The sequence below is a fragment of the Acinetobacter sp. YH1901134 genome, assembly GCF_013416965.1.
Lineage (GTDB): Bacteria > Pseudomonadota > Gammaproteobacteria > Pseudomonadales > Moraxellaceae > Acinetobacter > Acinetobacter amyesii.
The window spans coordinates 257,436-274,084 of record NZ_VPEW01000004.1 but is presented as its reverse complement, the minus strand read 5'-3'; the positions used below and the strand labels follow the sequence as shown (position 1 = coordinate 274,084).

General features: G+C 37.5%; 18 protein-coding genes and 1 pseudogene. 9 read left to right on the top strand and 10 right to left on the bottom strand.

Annotated features, from left to right (window positions below; all coding sequences use genetic code 11):
- Positions 1-233: 233 nt before the first annotated feature.
- Positions 234-1,394 carry an MFS transporter gene (locus FTV50_RS05155; protein WP_180023741.1) on the top strand — a complete coding sequence of 387 codons (1,161 nt, stop codon included), beginning with the start codon at positions 234-236 and terminating at the stop codon, positions 1,392-1,394.
- 24 nt (positions 1,395-1,418) lie between these two features.
- Here FTV50_RS05155 and FTV50_RS05150 read toward each other — a convergent pair whose 3' ends face one another.
- Complete coding sequence (locus FTV50_RS05150) at positions 1,419-2,849, bottom strand: GGDEF domain-containing protein (protein ID WP_180023740.1); 1,431 nt, start codon at positions 2,847-2,849, stop codon at positions 1,419-1,421.
- 251 nt (positions 2,850-3,100) lie between these two features.
- On the opposite strand from FTV50_RS05150, the gene FTV50_RS05145 reads away from it, so the two are divergent.
- Positions 3,101-3,583, top strand: coding sequence for a hypothetical protein (locus tag FTV50_RS05145; RefSeq protein WP_078190792.1), 483 nt, complete (start codon positions 3,101-3,103; stop codon positions 3,581-3,583).
- A gap of 70 nt (positions 3,584-3,653) precedes the next feature.
- On the opposite strand, the gene accC is transcribed toward FTV50_RS05145, so the two are convergent.
- From accC to aroQ, 3 genes are read right to left on the bottom strand one after another with little or no spacing between them, the layout of a single operon-like run.
- Positions 3,654-5,015 (bottom strand): acetyl-CoA carboxylase biotin carboxylase subunit, encoded by a 1,362-nt coding sequence (accC, locus tag FTV50_RS05140; RefSeq protein WP_180005521.1) that lies wholly within the window; start codon positions 5,013-5,015, stop codon positions 3,654-3,656.
- A 17-nt stretch (positions 5,016-5,032) separates the two neighbouring features.
- Complete coding sequence (gene accB / locus FTV50_RS05135) at positions 5,033-5,449, bottom strand: acetyl-CoA carboxylase biotin carboxyl carrier protein (RefSeq protein ID WP_078190790.1); 417 nt, start codon at positions 5,447-5,449, stop codon at positions 5,033-5,035.
- A gap of 15 nt (positions 5,450-5,464) precedes the next feature.
- Entirely contained in the window at positions 5,465-5,920 is a 456-nt protein-coding gene (gene aroQ, locus FTV50_RS05130) for a type II 3-dehydroquinate dehydratase (protein ID WP_078190789.1), read from the bottom strand.
- A gap of 1,119 nt (positions 5,921-7,039) precedes the next feature.
- On the opposite strand from aroQ, the gene FTV50_RS05125 reads away from it, so the two are divergent.
- The gene (locus FTV50_RS05125) at positions 7,040-7,408 is read left to right on the top strand and encodes a hypothetical protein (RefSeq protein ID WP_078190788.1); all 369 of its coding nucleotides are present in this window, start codon (positions 7,040-7,042) and stop codon (positions 7,406-7,408) included.
- Positions 7,409-7,411: 3 nt separating this feature from the next.
- Positions 7,412-7,804 (top strand): hypothetical protein, encoded by a 393-nt coding sequence (locus FTV50_RS05120; protein WP_257223857.1) that lies wholly within the window; start codon positions 7,412-7,414, stop codon positions 7,802-7,804.
- Between the two features lie 224 nt (positions 7,805-8,028).
- Here FTV50_RS05120 and FTV50_RS05115 read toward each other — a convergent pair whose 3' ends face one another.
- The gene (locus tag FTV50_RS05115; protein WP_180023739.1) at positions 8,029-8,220 is read right to left on the bottom strand and encodes a hypothetical protein; all 192 of its coding nucleotides are present in this window, start codon (positions 8,218-8,220) and stop codon (positions 8,029-8,031) included.
- Positions 8,221-8,387: 167 nt separating this feature from the next.
- On the opposite strand from FTV50_RS05115, the gene FTV50_RS05110 reads away from it, so the two are divergent.
- The 5 genes and pseudogenes from FTV50_RS05110 (at position 8,388) to FTV50_RS05090 (ending at position 11,647) form a co-directional block, all read left to right on the top strand.
- Positions 8,388-8,648 (top strand): hypothetical protein, encoded by a 261-nt coding sequence (locus FTV50_RS05110; RefSeq protein ID WP_180023738.1) that lies wholly within the window; start codon positions 8,388-8,390, stop codon positions 8,646-8,648.
- A 27-nt stretch (positions 8,649-8,675) separates the two neighbouring features.
- Positions 8,676-9,407, top strand: a complete 732-nt coding sequence (locus FTV50_RS05105) for a zeta toxin family protein (protein ID WP_180023990.1) — start codon at positions 8,676-8,678, stop codon at positions 9,405-9,407.
- 43 nt (positions 9,408-9,450) lie between these two features.
- Positions 9,451-9,612: a hypothetical protein gene (locus tag FTV50_RS05100; protein ID WP_180023737.1), complete on the top strand. Its 162-nt coding sequence runs from the start codon at positions 9,451-9,453 to the stop codon at positions 9,610-9,612.
- A gap of 412 nt (positions 9,613-10,024) precedes the next feature.
- Positions 10,025-10,708: pseudogene (locus FTV50_RS05095) on the top strand (MBL fold metallo-hydrolase); the annotation flags it as partial.
- A 177-nt stretch (positions 10,709-10,885) separates the two neighbouring features.
- Positions 10,886-11,647, top strand: coding sequence for an alpha/beta fold hydrolase (locus tag FTV50_RS05090; protein ID WP_180023736.1), 762 nt, complete (start codon positions 10,886-10,888; stop codon positions 11,645-11,647).
- Positions 11,648-11,690: 43 nt separating this feature from the next.
- On the opposite strand, the gene FTV50_RS05085 is transcribed toward FTV50_RS05090, so the two are convergent.
- The 5 genes from FTV50_RS05085 to tssA are packed head-to-tail and all read right to left on the bottom strand — an operon-like array spanning position 11,691 to position 16,641.
- Entirely contained in the window at positions 11,691-12,647 is a 957-nt protein-coding gene (locus FTV50_RS05085; protein ID WP_180008112.1) for a M15 family metallopeptidase, read from the bottom strand.
- Positions 12,644-13,315, bottom strand: a complete 672-nt coding sequence (locus FTV50_RS05080; RefSeq protein ID WP_180023735.1) for a hypothetical protein — start codon at positions 13,313-13,315, stop codon at positions 12,644-12,646. The genes FTV50_RS05085 and FTV50_RS05080 overlap by 4 nt, the downstream gene beginning before the upstream one ends.
- A gap of 12 nt (positions 13,316-13,327) precedes the next feature.
- Entirely contained in the window at positions 13,328-14,131 is an 804-nt protein-coding gene (icmH, locus tag FTV50_RS05075) for a type IVB secretion system protein IcmH/DotU (protein WP_180023734.1), read from the bottom strand.
- Positions 14,132-14,140: 9 nt separating this feature from the next.
- Positions 14,141-15,505 (bottom strand): type VI secretion system baseplate subunit TssK, encoded by a 1,365-nt coding sequence (tssK, locus tag FTV50_RS05070; protein ID WP_078190777.1) that lies wholly within the window; start codon positions 15,503-15,505, stop codon positions 14,141-14,143.
- A 5-nt stretch (positions 15,506-15,510) separates the two neighbouring features.
- Positions 15,511-16,641, bottom strand: a complete 1,131-nt coding sequence (tssA, locus tag FTV50_RS05065; protein WP_180023733.1) for a type VI secretion system protein TssA — start codon at positions 16,639-16,641, stop codon at positions 15,511-15,513.
- Positions 16,642-16,649: the final 8 nt, after the last annotated feature.

The following is a 16,649-nucleotide window of genomic DNA, read 5'->3' as shown; positions in this document are numbered from 1 at the left end:
CATCGTCAAAAATAACCGCCTTCGGGCGGTTTTTCTTTTATGCAATAAACAGTGATAAAATAGTGAAAATTAATGAGTTTTTAAAGCAGTCTACAAAAAATCAAAAAAAATATTTTTTTGCAATTTGTAGACTCATTTGTAGACTGTTGGGCTACAAATATAGCCAAATGACTGCAATCTTATACAACCATTAAAATTTTTAAGTGTTTGAAAATACAAGTGAATACAACCAAATGCAATCAATTCCAATCCAAACAAAACTAGGTGGATTCTACTTTTTCTATTATTCAATAGTGGGTACATTCATGCCGTATTGGAGTTTGTATCTAGAGGATCAAGGGTTTAATTATCAAGAAATAGGTATTTTATCTTCGATTGCAATTGTGACACGTTTTTTTGCCCCATTTATTTGGGGTTGGATTGCAGATAAATCCGGCAAGCGCATGCTTTTAGTCCGAATAGCAACATGGATGGAAGCCTGTATTTGGTTTCTGATTTTTATAATTCCAAACAGTTTTCAGTCTGTTGCATTACTCATGCTGGTTTTTAGTTTCTTTCAAAATGCTATATTGGCTCAGTTTGAAGGAGTAACTTTATTTTGGTTAGCTGAGCGGCGTGCAGAACTTTATGGAAAAGTCAGAAAATGGGGATCAGTTGGCTTCATTATTGGAGTATTTGGAATAGGGGCTTTGCTAGAAATAATACCTGTTTCAATGCTGCCTATCATGTTGTTATGCATTGCATTTCTCGCATTTATTTGGTCATTTACGATTAAAGAGCCCGCTACTGCACCATCTTCACAGAAAAAACTTGAACCACTTTGGCCTATCTTAAAACGACCAGTTGTAGCGAGTTTTTTTATCATTGAATTTTTTCTGCTCTTTTCGCATGCACCGTTTTATAGTTTTTATAGCAATTACCTTATGCAGGCTGATTTTTCGACGAGCCAAATCGGTTTTTTATGGTCTGTCGGAGTCATTGCGGAAATCATTATGTTTGCCTATGCCAATGTCTTTTTTAATCGATATTCTTGGCGTAACTTAGTGCTCATTTGTTTGGGGCTAACAGGGATGCGATGGTTGATTGTAGGCTTATATCCGACGGTGTTTATCACTCAATTTGCTGCGCAAACGATTCATGCCTTTAGTTTTGGATTATTCCACTTAATCGCTATGCGAATCATTTTTCAAAATTTTACCGCAAGTCAACAAGGGCGTGGTCAAGCGCTATACAGTACCATGTGGGGCTTAGGTGTTGCGAGTGGCAGTATTTTAGCAGGTCGATATTGGGACATGCTTTCGGGACCCGTTATTTTTATGATCGCAGGACTGGCGGTTATACCTGCCATGTTTTTGGTCGTGGGCTTGCCTAAAACGAACCAAAAGCCAACTTAAAACAATTCAGTATTTTGATAATTCTCAATTGACTAAAATCACTTGATTACGGCCGAGTTCTTTAGCTTGATATAATGCCTGATCGGCTTGATTAATCATACTTTGCAAACTTGGAGCATTGGGCAAAGACTGATGAATCAGACCAATACTCACCGTAATATAAATCGTATTTTGTTCATCAATGATGATAGGCGTAGTTTCAACGACTTTTCGGATACGCTCAGCAATACCTTGAGCTTCAGGTGCTGCAATGTTCGTGAGTAATATACTAAACTCTTCACCACCAATACGTGCAAATAAATCTGTTTCACGTAAATTCTTACGCACAACGCTCGAAAATTCTTGTAAAACTTGGTCACCGACATAATGCCCATATTGATCATTCAATTTTTTAAAATGATCAATATCTATCATGATAATGGAAAAGTTAAGCTGAATTTGGTTTTGTAGGTAAAGCTCACCTTGCTCGAAAAAATATCGACGATTCATCGCATGCGTTAAACTATCATGATTTGCAAGGTATAAAACCTCTTTATATAGTTCGTGCCGATTTCGGCTAATAATACAAAGAATCAACGGCGAGAGAATCAGCATGGCTAGGCCAATACGAACTGAAATTGCTGTCGATAAATAGGCTAATGAAGAATCGTGTAAGTAGAACGCATTTAAATTGTAATAGGTCGCTAAAATTACCACGGCATTAATTAGGGATAAGGTAAATAAGCGATAGGTTAATGCTGCCCAAATTAGAGCCGCTAAAGGGTAGAGAATTGCCCCTGGACCTGCAGAAACGGCTGTTAAAAATACACAGAAGACAACTGCAATTGCCGGAAATATTTTATTGATCTGAAAGCTTTGATGACGTCGATCTTTGAAATAAAGTTTAAGATCGGCCAGTTTAGGAAAAGATAGAATAAGCGGTAATATAATCAGCGCATTTAATATTTCAGTAATCCACCACATACCAAAATCAATCGACAATCTATCGGTCGACATAAACGTGTTGGGGATATAAGGCACGGTGAAAATAGCAAAAAGAGCACCTGCAAGGCATCCACCACAGGCGATGATGACAATCATGGTCAGAAAGGTGAAACCTTTATTATAGTTTTGATAGTTCACCTGAAAATATCGCATAAAAAATAGCGATACCATGCTGTTGGTTAAGTTTGAAAAAGTGAGAAATAAAGTGAGTTGGAAATAATTGCCCGTCACTAAATCTGCGAGCATATAACCGGTAAATGCACCTAACCATCCTCCCAGATTACTCAGTTTAGGGAACCTTAAGAATATTGCTAACAATACTGCATTCGCAGGCCAAAAAATCGCTAAATAGCTTAATGGGCGGGTGAAAATACCGATTAAGCAGCAGCAAAGAATAACTGCAGCGACTATTACAAAAGCCATGCTGTGGCGTGCATTAAGCGGAGCAAGACTATTCGAATGCAGTTTCATTAGCTTATGTAAGCCTAGGTTAAATATGGGAGAATTCGTTTTTTTCGTATATTAAACGATAAAAAAGATTTTATATTATTTTATTGTAAACAGTGTGATTTGTTTGGCATTTAGCTGATTTGTAGTTTCGTTAACCGAGATTGATTTTTTGGATAAATAGGAAAAATGATTGTTATGAAAATGTGATAAACCGCGGATTTGTAAAAAAATGTGTTACTTTAAGAGCATGATTTATATGACTGATTAAATGTATGAAAATAGCATATCTTACAGTTTTACTCATGTTGAGTTCATCGTTGGTGATGGCGGCAGATAATAAGAATACAACTCAAAATTCAGAGGCTAAAAATCAAGTTGAAGCGGTGAATAGCTTTAGGGTGACAACACGTTCTGAATTGGTCGGCTTATGGGGTATGGAAATTCCGACCAATAAAAAGTGCGTTGAATATTATAATTTTAAAAGTAATAATGATGTTGTAATCAAAAGCGGTGAAGAGTGGTCATCTGGGGTATATGACTATCAACCCGCGCAAGATCCGAATGTGCAAATTCCAGCACTGATTTTACAAGTGAAATATGACAATAATCAGATGGATTGTTCGGGCAATATTCAAGATCAAACCGGCGAAATTTCACAGTACTTTGTAAAGTGGAAAAGTCCATCGGTCATTAACTTCTGTGCTAACGATCAGGCTCAGCAGTGTTTTGCGACATTGCGTCGAGTTTTGCCTTAAGCATGACTATAGATCTTTCTTATGAAAATAAAAAACCACTCATTTGAGTGGTTTTTTTGACGCTGAAGTTTTATTTCTCTTCATGTCCTTCGACTTTCTTTAATAGATGTTTTTCAAGATAGTGAATATCCATTGCTTGTTCGCAGAAATTTTTATCTTGAAGAATCAAATCTTTATGTAGCGGAATATTGGTTTTCACGCCAGTTAAGATAATCTCTTCTAGAGCTTGTTTCATGCGCGCAATAGAGGTTTCACGATCCTTACCATGCGCAATGAGTTTTGCAATCATTGAATCATAGTATGGCGGGATGCTATATCCTTGATAGATATGAGAATCTAGTCGGATACCTGCGCCGCCCGGTGCATAGAAATGATCGATTTTGCCCGGTGAAGGCATAAATGTAGATGGATCTTCTGCATTAATACGACATTCAATCGCATGACCTTTAAGTTGAATATCTTCTTGTTGAAGATCCAAACCTAAGCCAGCAGCAATGCGTAATTGTTGCTCGATAATATCTACGCCAGTCACTTGCTCAGTAACAGGATGTTCTACTTGTACACGAGTATTCATTTCAATAAAGAAGAATTCACCTTCTTCAAATAAGAACTCGAATGTACCAGCACCACGGTATTGCATTAATTTACAAGCATTCACACATGCTTCAAGAATATGCGCACGTGCTTCTTCAGGTAAACCCGGTGCAGGCGCTTCTTCAAGCACTTTTTGATGGCGACGTTGCAATGAACAGTCACGATCATAAAGGTGAATTGCATGGCCATTACCATCTGCAAGAACTTGCACTTCGACATGGCGTGGCTTTTGAAGGAAACGTTCCATATAAACGGTGTCGTCACCAAACCACATTTCCGCATCACGTTGAGCAGCTTGTACAGATTCGAGTAGCGTGTCTACACGTTCAACGATACGCATACCACGACCACCACCACCTGAGGCAGCTTTTACAATCAATGGAAAGCCAATTTCTTTGGCTTCTGCCAATGCATTGTGAATCGTTACAGCATGGTCACAACCCGGAACAGTCGGTACACCAGCTTTTTTCATCGCAATAATGGCAGAAACTTTGTTCCCCATTAAGCGAATGTGTTCAGGACGCGGGCCGATAAAGATAAAACCTGAGTTTTCTACAATTTCAGCAAACTCAGCATTTTCAGATAAGAAACCATAACCTGGATGGATGGCATCTGCACCGGTGATTTCAGCCGCTGTAATAATGGCAGGTATATTGAGATAACTTTCGCTGCTGGCACCTGGTCCAATACACACGGCTTCGTCACAGAAACGTAAGTGCATTAGGTCTTTGTCGGCATCGGAATAAATCCCTACGGTTTTAATTCCTAAAGTTTTGCAAGCGCGGGTGATGCGGAGCGCAATCTCACCACGGTTTGCAATTAAAACTTTTTGCAACATTGTGATTCCCCGTGGTCTTAAGCGCGATAGCGGAATAATGGTTGACCGAATTGGATCACTTCGCCATTTTTAACCAAAATTTCTTCAATTACACCGCTTTGAGTTGCTTCAATTGGGTTCATGATTTTCATTGCTTCGATAATACCGAGTGTTTCACCAGCAGATACAGTTTGACCAACTTTCACAAATGGTGCTTCACCTGGATTTGGCGCAGCATAGAACACACCAACCATAGGAGACGGCTCAACAGCACCACGTGGTGAACGAGGTGCAGCAGGCGCAGCGGCAGGTGCAGCCATAGCAGGCGCAGCGGCAGCAACTACTGGATTGCGACGAGTTAGAGCAATCGATTGATCGCCTTCTTTAACTTCAATCGCCTGTAAGTCAGATTCAATCATCAAATCGATGAGTTTCTTGATTTTACGGATATCCATGAACAGTATTCCTAATTAAGATTGAGAAGTTGGTTGAATTTTTTCGATGGCGAAGTCTAGTGCTGCGGCATAGCCTTTTGCACCTAAACCACAAATAACGCCAACGGCTTTATCAGATAGATAGGAGTGATGTCTAAATGCTTCGCGAGCGTGGACATTTGATAGATGTACTTCTATAAACGGAATGGCTACACCAAGAAGGGCATCACGCACAGCAACCGAAGTATGTGTTAGGGCTGCTGGGTTAATAATGATGAATTGAACGCCTTCTTGTTGCGCTTGATGAATTCGGTCGACGACAGCGCCTTCCCAATTACTTTGGAAAGTGTCGAGAGAAATGGAAGCGTTTTGAGCCTGTGAAATCAGTTTTTGGTTGATATCTTCAAGTGTCAGATAGCCATAAACTTCGGGTTCACGTTTTCCCAGTAAGTTGAGATTCGGTCCATGAATGACCAAAATGGTCGAGCTCATTCAGCCTGCTCCAATAAAAAGTTGCAAATTTACTTTGCAAGATACCTGCAAAGTTTGCTCATTATGGCATAAAATTCCACATTTTTTTTATAATTTCTTTGAATTGACGTGAAAAGCATGTGCCGAGAATGGGCTATATAATGCGAATTTTGCAGAGAATTGGCAATGTTAAAAGATTACATTTTTATCATTATATTGTAGTACATCATTTTAAACCCAATTGGCTAAAACTGTTGATATCTTTTGTGTAAACTTGCTTTATCGTGGTGCGTACGTTTAGCAATAACCAGTGCGAATGATCTAAAAGGTGTGCTGATTTGTGTATCCGCCTTGTAGGTCGTCAGTTGAACAGCCTACGCATGCATAGTCGTAAAGATGGTATTTATACAGCGACTTAAAAAATTCTAAGGTTTAACTTATTTCACGCGTAAAGGAATCTAAATTGCTCTCAGCTTTCAAGCGAGTTATTTAAAAGAATAAAGCAAGTCTGTATGCTAAGTATATAAAAATTAAAAGATAGTTTATTTTTTTATGATTGATACAGCATATTTCCAAACCAATGAAATGTTTTCATAAATGATAGGGCTCAACCTAGATATTTTGTTTGCCTCAGTGAATTGAATTTTCTGTGGGAGCATTTCCTTATAAGTAGGCAGCTTTAGATATGATGAACATTTATTGCGTAGCTAAGTCATACTTTATAGACCTATATATAAGCGTTTTAACCATCTTGTGTATTTTCTAGTCAGTGTTTTGAATGTATAAAGCGTGTAAGGCATTGACGATTTCTTTCATAAATCATGCAAGTTTGGAAAATTGGGTATTTGTCCAAATTTGTACAGGTATTGGCAAAAGTTAAATCTGTGGTGGTAAAGAAGCTTGCTGTTTGCATACTGATTCTATTTTTTATTCGTCTATTTCTGTGTTTGAACGGTATATGTCTTGAATTAAGTCTCCTTTATTCCTGTTTATATCTTTGCATGGAATCTACTGCATTGAGTCTTTTGCTATAAATGAATTAATAAAACAAGGCACGAATGCTTTCGCACGGAAAAAATTTATCTATATACGTGTAATTCACGGTAGAATGCCCGAAACCTATATGGCCTGAGAACAAACATGGCAAAACATACGCAAAATTCATCACCTTTGGCAGAGTTGATTGCAGAACAAAAACTTTTATGTGAAGAAGTGGGTTCTGCATATGTAGAAGTGCAGGGCGATGATGTAATTGCTGTGGCTGTCCATACCTTAAATAAAGATCCAATAGTTGGTATTCGTAAGCCTGCAGAAGGTGATGAAAATGTCAGTTGGTATATTTATGGTGGCGAGCTTGAAGGCGCAGATAACTTTGAAACAATGACTGTGCGTAAACTGCAAGATGTCGTGCCTGAAGTGCTACCGTATTTAGCTTTGGATGTAGGCTATCGTTTTATGATAGATGCTGATGATTATGAAGATGTTTGGAAAGAAGGTGATGAGGCTTAATTTATGCATTCTCCATTGATGTATAAACTTTATGTCCTTATTTTCTCTGTGTTTACTGCTTCTGCAGCATGTGCAAATGTGAATGAAGCGGTTACTCCACAACTGACTCAAACTGAATATAATGCTCAGATACAAGCATATACTGAGCAAATTAATTCAACCAAAGCCATTTTAGATGACCCTACATCTACTGCAACGGGTCAGCAGCAAACTCAAGCTTTTTGTTTAAGATTGAATGCATATCGACAGATTTTAGAAATTTCTCAGCAAAACTCAGCTCTTGAAATGGCCAATCTAATGCGAGTGGCTTCACAGCACTATTTACAACAACAGCAACAGAGTATGCAGTCATCTGGCTTAAACGAAAGTGCATTTTGTTCGAGTCCTACAAAATAATTTAGGTTTAAATTTCTCTTCTAAAACTTTTGGGCTCTCGTCTAACTTTCTTTCATTTTGTTCTATTTTTCATAATTCGAAATGGTCTAATATTTCAAAATTATTACAGCATTATTCACTATAGGTGCAGTTTCTAATAATATTAGAAATTGAAAATGCAGATTGTCAGGAAATGATATGAAATATGCTTAAAATGATAAGTCCATCACATTATTATGATCAAGTTAGAACGATTTATATGCAACAAACATCCCTGGTCCTGTTGCATAGGTCAGTCCTAATACATCAACTTGTTGATGTCGTTCTCTTTTAGCCACTGAATAAGTGGCTATTTTTTTGTGAAAAATTAAATGCTTAATCAGATTATAAATCGAATTTGGATAAAATTTAAATTTTTCATGATGTGGCATCCCCATACATTGACTCATATGTGCAGTTTGGTTCGAGGAATACAATCAAATGATTAAATCACTTTGTATTTTATCATTTCACTCTCGGTATGACTGATGGATAAATAGACAAATATTGCAAGTATGATAAGATAATTGAACACATTATTTTTGATGTTTGAGGAGTTGTTTACATGACAGCTTATACTTCAGTAATGAAAGCAAGCCAATATGAGGACGATATGATCCCGAGCCTTGCTATCAATGCATTTCGCCATGCTTTTGAACAAGCAAGTGCGTCATCCACTGTGGTTTATGTAAAAGGTTTACAACTGGTTCAACGTCTGCAAAATGGTCAAGAAGTACAATTAAAAGATGTATCAGCCGATTTTGTACAAGTGGATGATCTACCAAAAATTTTAAAACGTAAAAAGAAAACAGAGGAAATTGTTTAATACATGCCTCCACAACCTCGCATTAGAATGTTCGCGGGTCCAAATGGTTCAGGTAAAAGCACAGTTAAAGAATATTTATTGCCCCATCATATTGGGGCATATTTAAATGCGGATGAACTCGAAGCTCAACTGAAACATTCACACCGGCTCAATTTGTTGGATTACCATTCCGCTTTAAAATCACAAGCATTAATTGACTTTCTCGATACGAAAAAACGTCCCGCGAATGGAGAATTTATTCCGCTATTAGCACGAAAACCTCAGATATTAGATCCGTGGAAAATTGAATTTCATCCAGATCAGATTGATTCATATCTTTGTGCAAGAATTATCGATTACATCCGTTTGCAGTTTTTAGAACTAAAAATTAGTTTTACCTTTGAAACGGTGATGTCCCATATTTCAAAGGTGGAGTTTCTACGCGAAGCAAAAAGAAAAGGCTTTCGAACCTATCTATATTATGTTTCCACTATTGATCCTGTTATCAATATTTCACGTGTTCAGTACCGCGTGAAAAAGGGTGGACATGGTGTGCCAGAACAAAAAATTCGCGAACGTTATTATCGAAGTATGGATCTGTTAATGCAGGCGGTAGAAGCAACGGATCGTAGTTATTTATTTGATAACTCTGCCGATGGACAGCATGCTTCTTTCATTGCGGAAATTGAACAAGCTGAAATTTTAAAGATGAATTCAGGTATTCAGCGTTTACCTTGGTGGTTTGTAAATAAGGTGCTCAAAGAGTTTGAGCCAAATTAATATCAACTAAACGTAATAAAAAACAAAATAACAGGATGAACCAATGCAAAATAACGACTATGAATTACAACAACATTCAAACTCATCTCCATTAGATCAAACTCATCTTGAGGAAGCCATTGAGCAGCAAGCTGAACAAGAACAGCAAAAAAATAGTACATCATCTGATCCTTTATCTTCTCTAGATTTGACTGAACTTAGCTGAAATTGGTTCGAATATTATAGAATTGGGTTCAGATGCTTTAACGTGGGTGAGCGATGCACTCAGCGATATCAGTATTGATCTATAAATTATCTATTATTTCAATTAACTTCATAATAAACAGCCTTTATTGAAAAATCTCCGAGGATATATTTCGTGATTTTTCAAGTTTATCAATTAATTCTAAATAAATTAAACACTCTTGAAACGTAAAATTTTTCAATCAGGAAAGGCATGTCAGAATGAATATTTAGACTGGCGAGCTTGCATCTTTTTTTTAATAATATGTTATAAAAACATATATTGTTTTATGGCTGATAAATATGCATCCATTTCTAACCGCTTTTATTGGCGAGAACTTTATGGGTCTGGCAGCAGTTGGCTACTTCAATAAAATAGCCTAAGTATATAATAGGTTTTAGAAATGCATGTGCACGCATATCAATTAACCTCATCTCAATATTTAAAACAGTTTTTTGGTGGCAAAATTACAATGATCTATAAGATTAAGATTGTGCAGTAAAAATTTAGCGCCATTTATAATTTTGATGTGAAATATTTTAATTCACATCAGTCTTTTGATTATTTATTTGCAGATCATGAGGTATTTAAAATCGGTGAGCTAAATGCGTATAACATTCCAACGCCTGGACATACACCTGCTTGTCTGAGCTATGTGGTTGGTGATGATGCTGTTTTTGTCGGTGATACCTTATTTATGCCTGATTATGGCACAGCACGCTGTGATTTTCCCAAGGGCAGTGCGGCAGTATTATTCGACTCTGTACAAAAGATTTATCAGTTAGCACCTGAAATGCGCGTGTTTTTATGTCATGACTATTTACCAGAAAACCGGTCAAAATACTGCTGCTAAAGCAGTGTGCATGCGCAAAAACAGCAGAATATTCATATCCACGTTGGTACGAAAAAAGAAGATTTTGTCACAATGCGAACTCAGCGTGATGCAAATTTGGCTATGCCCAAACTGATTTTACCTGCCATACAAATTAATATGGATACAGGTAAATTTCCAAAACCAGAAGGGAATGGTATCCGCTATTTAAAAATTCCTTTTAATTACTTTAAATCTGCAAATTAAAGACAAAGAACCTTTAGGTCGAATGCGGTTGGCTATTTCATTTTATAAAATAGCCTAAGCAATTTAAATATTTACTACCTACAAATAGCCTAAGTAAGACTAATAATTTTTTAACTGTCATTTGATTTCATTCATTCAACTAGGCATCATAATATCAACATAGCAAAGTATTCAAAAATGATCCTAAATTACGAATATCATCAAAAATTAGAAGGCGAAACACACCCCCTTGTCTTTATTCACGGTTTATTTGGAAGCCTCAGTAACTTAGGGATGCTTGCCAGAGCTTTTCAAAATTCATATTCTGTCATTCAGCTTGATTTACGAAACCATGGTAAATCACCTCAAAGTACAGAAATGAATTATCGTGAGATGGCAAACGATGTACTCGAAACATTAGATGCGATTGGCATCGATAAGTTTTCAGTGATTGGCCATTCCATGGGTGGCAAGGTCGCAATGCAATTGGCTTTAATTTCAGAGCGGGTAGAACAACTTGTTGTATTGGATATCGCGCCCTTTGCATATCAAGAACGTCATCATGATGAAATATTTAAAGCTTTGATCGCTGTACAAAATGCGCAAATTCAATCTAGACAACAAGCGGTTGAAATTATGCGTGAGTATATTCATTCAGATATGGTGATACAGTTTCTACTCAAATCGTTTAGTAAAGGACAATGGTTGTTTAATGTAGATGCGTTGTATAAACAGTATGACCAAATTATTGGTTGGGAAAATATCGGAAATATTTGGCAACAGCCTGCATTGTACCTCAAAGGTGGACAGTCACCTTATATTTCAAAAGCAGAACATATCAATGCGATAGAACAACAATTTCCACATGCGAAAATTGTAGAAATAGAAGGTGCAGGCCATTGGTTACATGCTGAAAAAACAGCTAAAGTTGTAGAAGAAATACAAAATTATCTAGAATAATACAGTGTGCCTTCAATTATATTTTGAAGGCACAACATCGAAATTACTCAATCGAAATGTTATTGGCTTGAAGCTGACCTTCAGAGGTCAGTAGTGCCGCCATCTCTGCAGTTTTTTTCAGGCCTGGCATACGATATTCTGTATGACCATAATCTTGAATAGATTTCCAGCGTCCGCCCCATGTTAAACCAACAGACTCAGCGGCTTGACCATAAAGTTGATAACCACGCATAGCCCAAGGGTCTCGTTCAGTAATGACCACTTTGCCATTGCGTTTAAATGCAACATCGGCTGCTAAGCCAAACTGATGATAACTTTGGAAACCACGGGCACGAGTGGTATTTTTATTGGTAGCTAAATTATTTTGACGCTCTGGACTTCGATAACCTTCAAGCAAAACCATTTCATAGCCATGCTGTTCACGCATAATTTTAAACACCATCAATAAACGTTGTTTATAACGTGGGTTCATTTTATGCCATTTACGATCTGCTGAAGGCACATCTGTAGAATATGAATGCGTATGGATATCTTGAACTTCTGGGTTAAAGCTTGATGCCATAACAGATGGCTGCTCAATCATTGCTGCTTCTTCAGCGATCGCTTCTTGAACAAGATATTCTTCAACCTCAGGAGGCGCATCTAAAACCTGTCCATCAAGCATGGCGTAAATTTGTGGGTCGACTTTACGCAAATAATCAGCTTCCACTTTACTTGCAGTAATCGGGCGAGTAAAAGCAAATAATAAAATACTGGCAAACAGTAAGAAGCCTGCAAATAAAATCCACCATTGTTGTAAATGCCAGTGTGATTGAATTTGTTGTGGTGCTGCTGCATAGTTCAGTTCATAAGCAAAATTTTTGGCGTGTTGAATTCTTTTTTTACTTTGTGGAATGATTTGAAAGAAAAAATCCTGAACTTTAATTCTGAGTTCATAAGAAAAACAAAGCACTGTCACCAGTGCTAAGACAAAGAAACAGCTAACCAAAAAGATGATCATGGGGAAACTGTAGCGCTCACAGTCGCATTAGCAGTGTTTGTTGCAGCAACCACTTTCGGACGTTTGGTTTCAGAAATTTGCGTTCCACCCATCGGTTCTTCAAAGTGTTCTTCTTCTTTTGCTGCTTTCGTAGAAGGCTCTGTAGGTTTGGTCACCTTAGCTGTTGTTGGCGCAGCTTTTGGTTTTACTAATGTAGTTGGAATATGTTGTTTAACGGTTGTTGTAGCTGCTACAACAGGGCGCTGCGGTTGGGTAATTTCAAAAGGCGAACGGTTATTCGCTACAGCTTGAACAGGCTGAGTCACTTTAGCCGTATTGCCATGATTGAAAGCAGTAGCTAAATCATTCGAATATAAACCATTATCCTGATCTTTTTCGTCCGTAGCATGAACGCTTTGCAGTGCTTTTTCAGCTGAAGATTGCTCATTTTCACTTTGACGGGGTGCAGTGGTTGCCTCAGTTTCAGCTTTATCTTCAGTTGGGGCAGAAGTAGTCATTTCTGTATTTGCAGGCTGATCGTCAGAACTTAGATAAAAATATCCCAGGCCAACAACAATAATGACCGCAGCACCAACAAGAAAGCCAATCGCAGCATGAGCTAAAGGCGGTAAATTATTCTTTTGAGTTGACTGTAAAATTTTAACGTTATTCGATTTTTCGTTTGCCATGGTGTCTAAGTCTTATGGTAAATGAATGGTGATATAAGCCTGTTCCGATGGTGCAGTTATGACATTTTGATATTGTGATAACGCCTGATTATTTTGGTTGGATAACATATATTTCAGTCCACCAAATGCTAATACAGCAAACAATGCCCAAAAGATAATGATCCAAAAAAATGGTAATTCACGGTGAATAATATTTTTAATTTGATCCGGCAGTGCCGCGAAAGGCGAAAACGCCTTTTTACCTTTCATATAATCAATTTCATCGCCGACACGTGCAACGAGTGAATTGAGCATTTCAATCGATTCAAGTCGGTATTTACCATGAAAACCAAGGAGCATGCAGTAATGATAAACTTCAAGTGCTGCTAAGCGATCTTTATTCTTAGAACGAATTTGCTCTAAATTTTCAAAAAAACGATAACCTGCTAGCTGTGAACCAAAAAGACTTAATTGCAGTGGATTCATCATCCAATTGTTTTGTAAATCAAAAAAACGTGCATCTTGTTGGGTGACAATGGTTTCATCTAATAAAGCGCAATAGGCATATTTTGCGTCCGTGATATCTTCATTGCTGAATTGAAGCTTACGGGCTTGGCTTTCAAATCGGTTTAATAGATCCATAATTTTTGTCCTGAAACTTTCAGGGCTGGATGGAACATATTGATTTTTGAGTAAAAATACGATGTAAAAACCATCATGCAGTAGATCAACTAAATTGGTTGAACTGTTGATTTTCGGTTCAGCACTTGGTTTTGAAGAGCCTAATCCAATTTGACCATCGTCAAAAAGTGAAGGGGCATTATTTGAAATATTCATGATTGCTCCTTAACCATTCATCACTGCAATAAGTTCAATCGAGATATCTTGGAAGCCAGCTGGTATGTAAACGCAGATCGATTCAGAATCAAGCATACGTTGATACAAATCATTATTTGGCTCAACTTCAAAATAACTCACACCTGAACGTACTGGAATTGCTGTTGGCACTTGCATCATATGTTGCAATGGAACAGCAGGTAATGCCGCCATGACACGCTGTTCAACATCGACAGTGTTGCCGACTTTAAAGCGCAGCGGTACATAAGAAATAATGTCATGTGTCGGCATCACGCTACTTGAAACAGCTAAATACAGGCGAGAATCGCGAGTAATTTTGTCACTTTCAAGGCTGCCCACCCAGTAGGATTGACGGGTTTCTTTCAAGTTAATACTGATATATCGATTTGAAATAATCGTATCGAGCAACTCACGTAAAATCACATCTAATTGAGCAAAACTTTCTTGCAAATTATGATGTTGATACTGTGGGAGTTGATCTACTTCGTAAGCTGTCGAGAAGGTCAGTAACGAACCTGTCAGACGTAATAATTCAAAATACAAACGTTCAGGATGAATCATTGGATATTGCAATAAATGATTTAAGGTCGCATGCGCAGTATTTAGCGCATTAACCAACCAAAATGAAACGATATCACCAGAACGGAATTCAATTAACTTTTGTTCGTTTTCACGATTATTCGATTGAATGGTTTTAATTTTAGCTTTGATAATATTGAGCGTTCGTTTAAGCCCGGTAATCAGTGAATCACACGAACTAATATGTAATATTGGTGGGATAAATTGATAATCTAAAACAAAATTACCTGAACTTTGGCGCTTAATTCGGCCTATAGGCATGTAAAGAAAACCATCAAGATTGTGCTGGGGTTCTTGGCCTAATTCAAAGATTTTGAACTCTGCACGGCGGCGTAATAAGGTAATTTCAGCAGCCGTTGCATCTGTAAACAAATCATGAGTTTCAGTCAAATGTGAATGATAGCGACTCGATTGGGTATTTTCTTCAAAATTGACGTTTCGTTTATTCGGTTGAACGATTGGTAATGCTAAATAAATTTGCATTTCACCGCGTAAATTTAATGAATCAAGTAGTACAGGCTCAGGTAATAAGTCTTGTGCAGGTGCTTGATAAATCTCGCCATCTTGCCAAATCATTTCAACTTTATTCAAAGCCAAAGTATTGGTACTGAGTTGTGATTCATCAAAAATTAAACTTTGAATACCATAAGCGAACGGTATTGTTGCGCGAACCGTATGGTTTAAACGCTGTTCATGATAAGCATCTTGTAATTGAAAGTGTTGCGGGCGTAAAAATAATCCTTCACCCCATAAAATTTTTTCTGCTTTAAACATTGTTTTTACCAGTCGCTATTCGATTCATTACTTTGTTGCTGAACACCTAACATTTCTTGTACAGCTTCAAGAGGGTTTTCATCCTTAATCACATGAGTTAACCATTCATGCAGTGGCATTTGTGACCATTTAATGGTTTTTTGCAGCATATAACTGACAGGGCTATGCGGCTCATTCACTTGGAAATAGTCCGCAATATCTTGCAAGACTTTCATGGCTTGTTCACGATTTTCAAGATGATTTTGCACTTGAGGTTTAAATTGCTGTGTATGCTGTTGTTGTATTATTTGCATATCATTCTGCACGGAAGTTACAGTGGAAAGTGTCTGGCTTTCAATTGGAGAATTTGATTGAACCTGTTCAGCGCTCGATGAATTGATAAAAGCATCTGCTTTATAGATTTTTTTTAAGCTCAAGTGAATCATTTCGATTTGAGAGTCAATGCCAGCAAAGCTTGGCGCATCTAAACCCATCAAATCATCAAGAGTCGTTTTTAAGTTTTCCCAATGGTTTAAAATATCTAAAAACTGTTGGTAATACTGGTATTGAATTGATTTTGACGTATTGAACAAGGCATGTTCAAACTGTTCCATACCATTAAAAGACTCTTCTTGATCATCATCTTCATGGTTGGATTTACGTCTTTGGTTTTGAACATGAAGTAGTCGATCATAGTCGGATAGGGAATAAGCTGCTGCGCCATAAACGATTGAAACTGATTTAATTAATGTTGGGATTTGATTAATTATCCCTTGTAATAGCCCTAGACGTTGATCAAGGTCATCATCTTCAATTTCAGGATGAAGTTGCAGCCAAAAGTCTTGCAAACTTTTTTGTGTAAGTTCAATCCCTTTGGCAATCCCTTCAAAACCATGGATGTGAGTCCACGCTTCAAGCAACCAACCATATAAGCGAATATCTTTTGTATGTTCGCGAAGTAGATCTGACGATTTTTGGTGCACAAAGCCCCAATCTGCCTGTTTCGGTTCTGCGATCCAGTCGCCTTGATCCAATAGCGGGTCATCTTGTGTTTTAGCTTTTTTAATTGCATGAAAATCATTTGAAAATGAAAAATCACTACCGCAAGGTAAATCATCCGTAATCGGTTGCAATAAAGCGTCGAGCTCTAAACTCATATTCTACA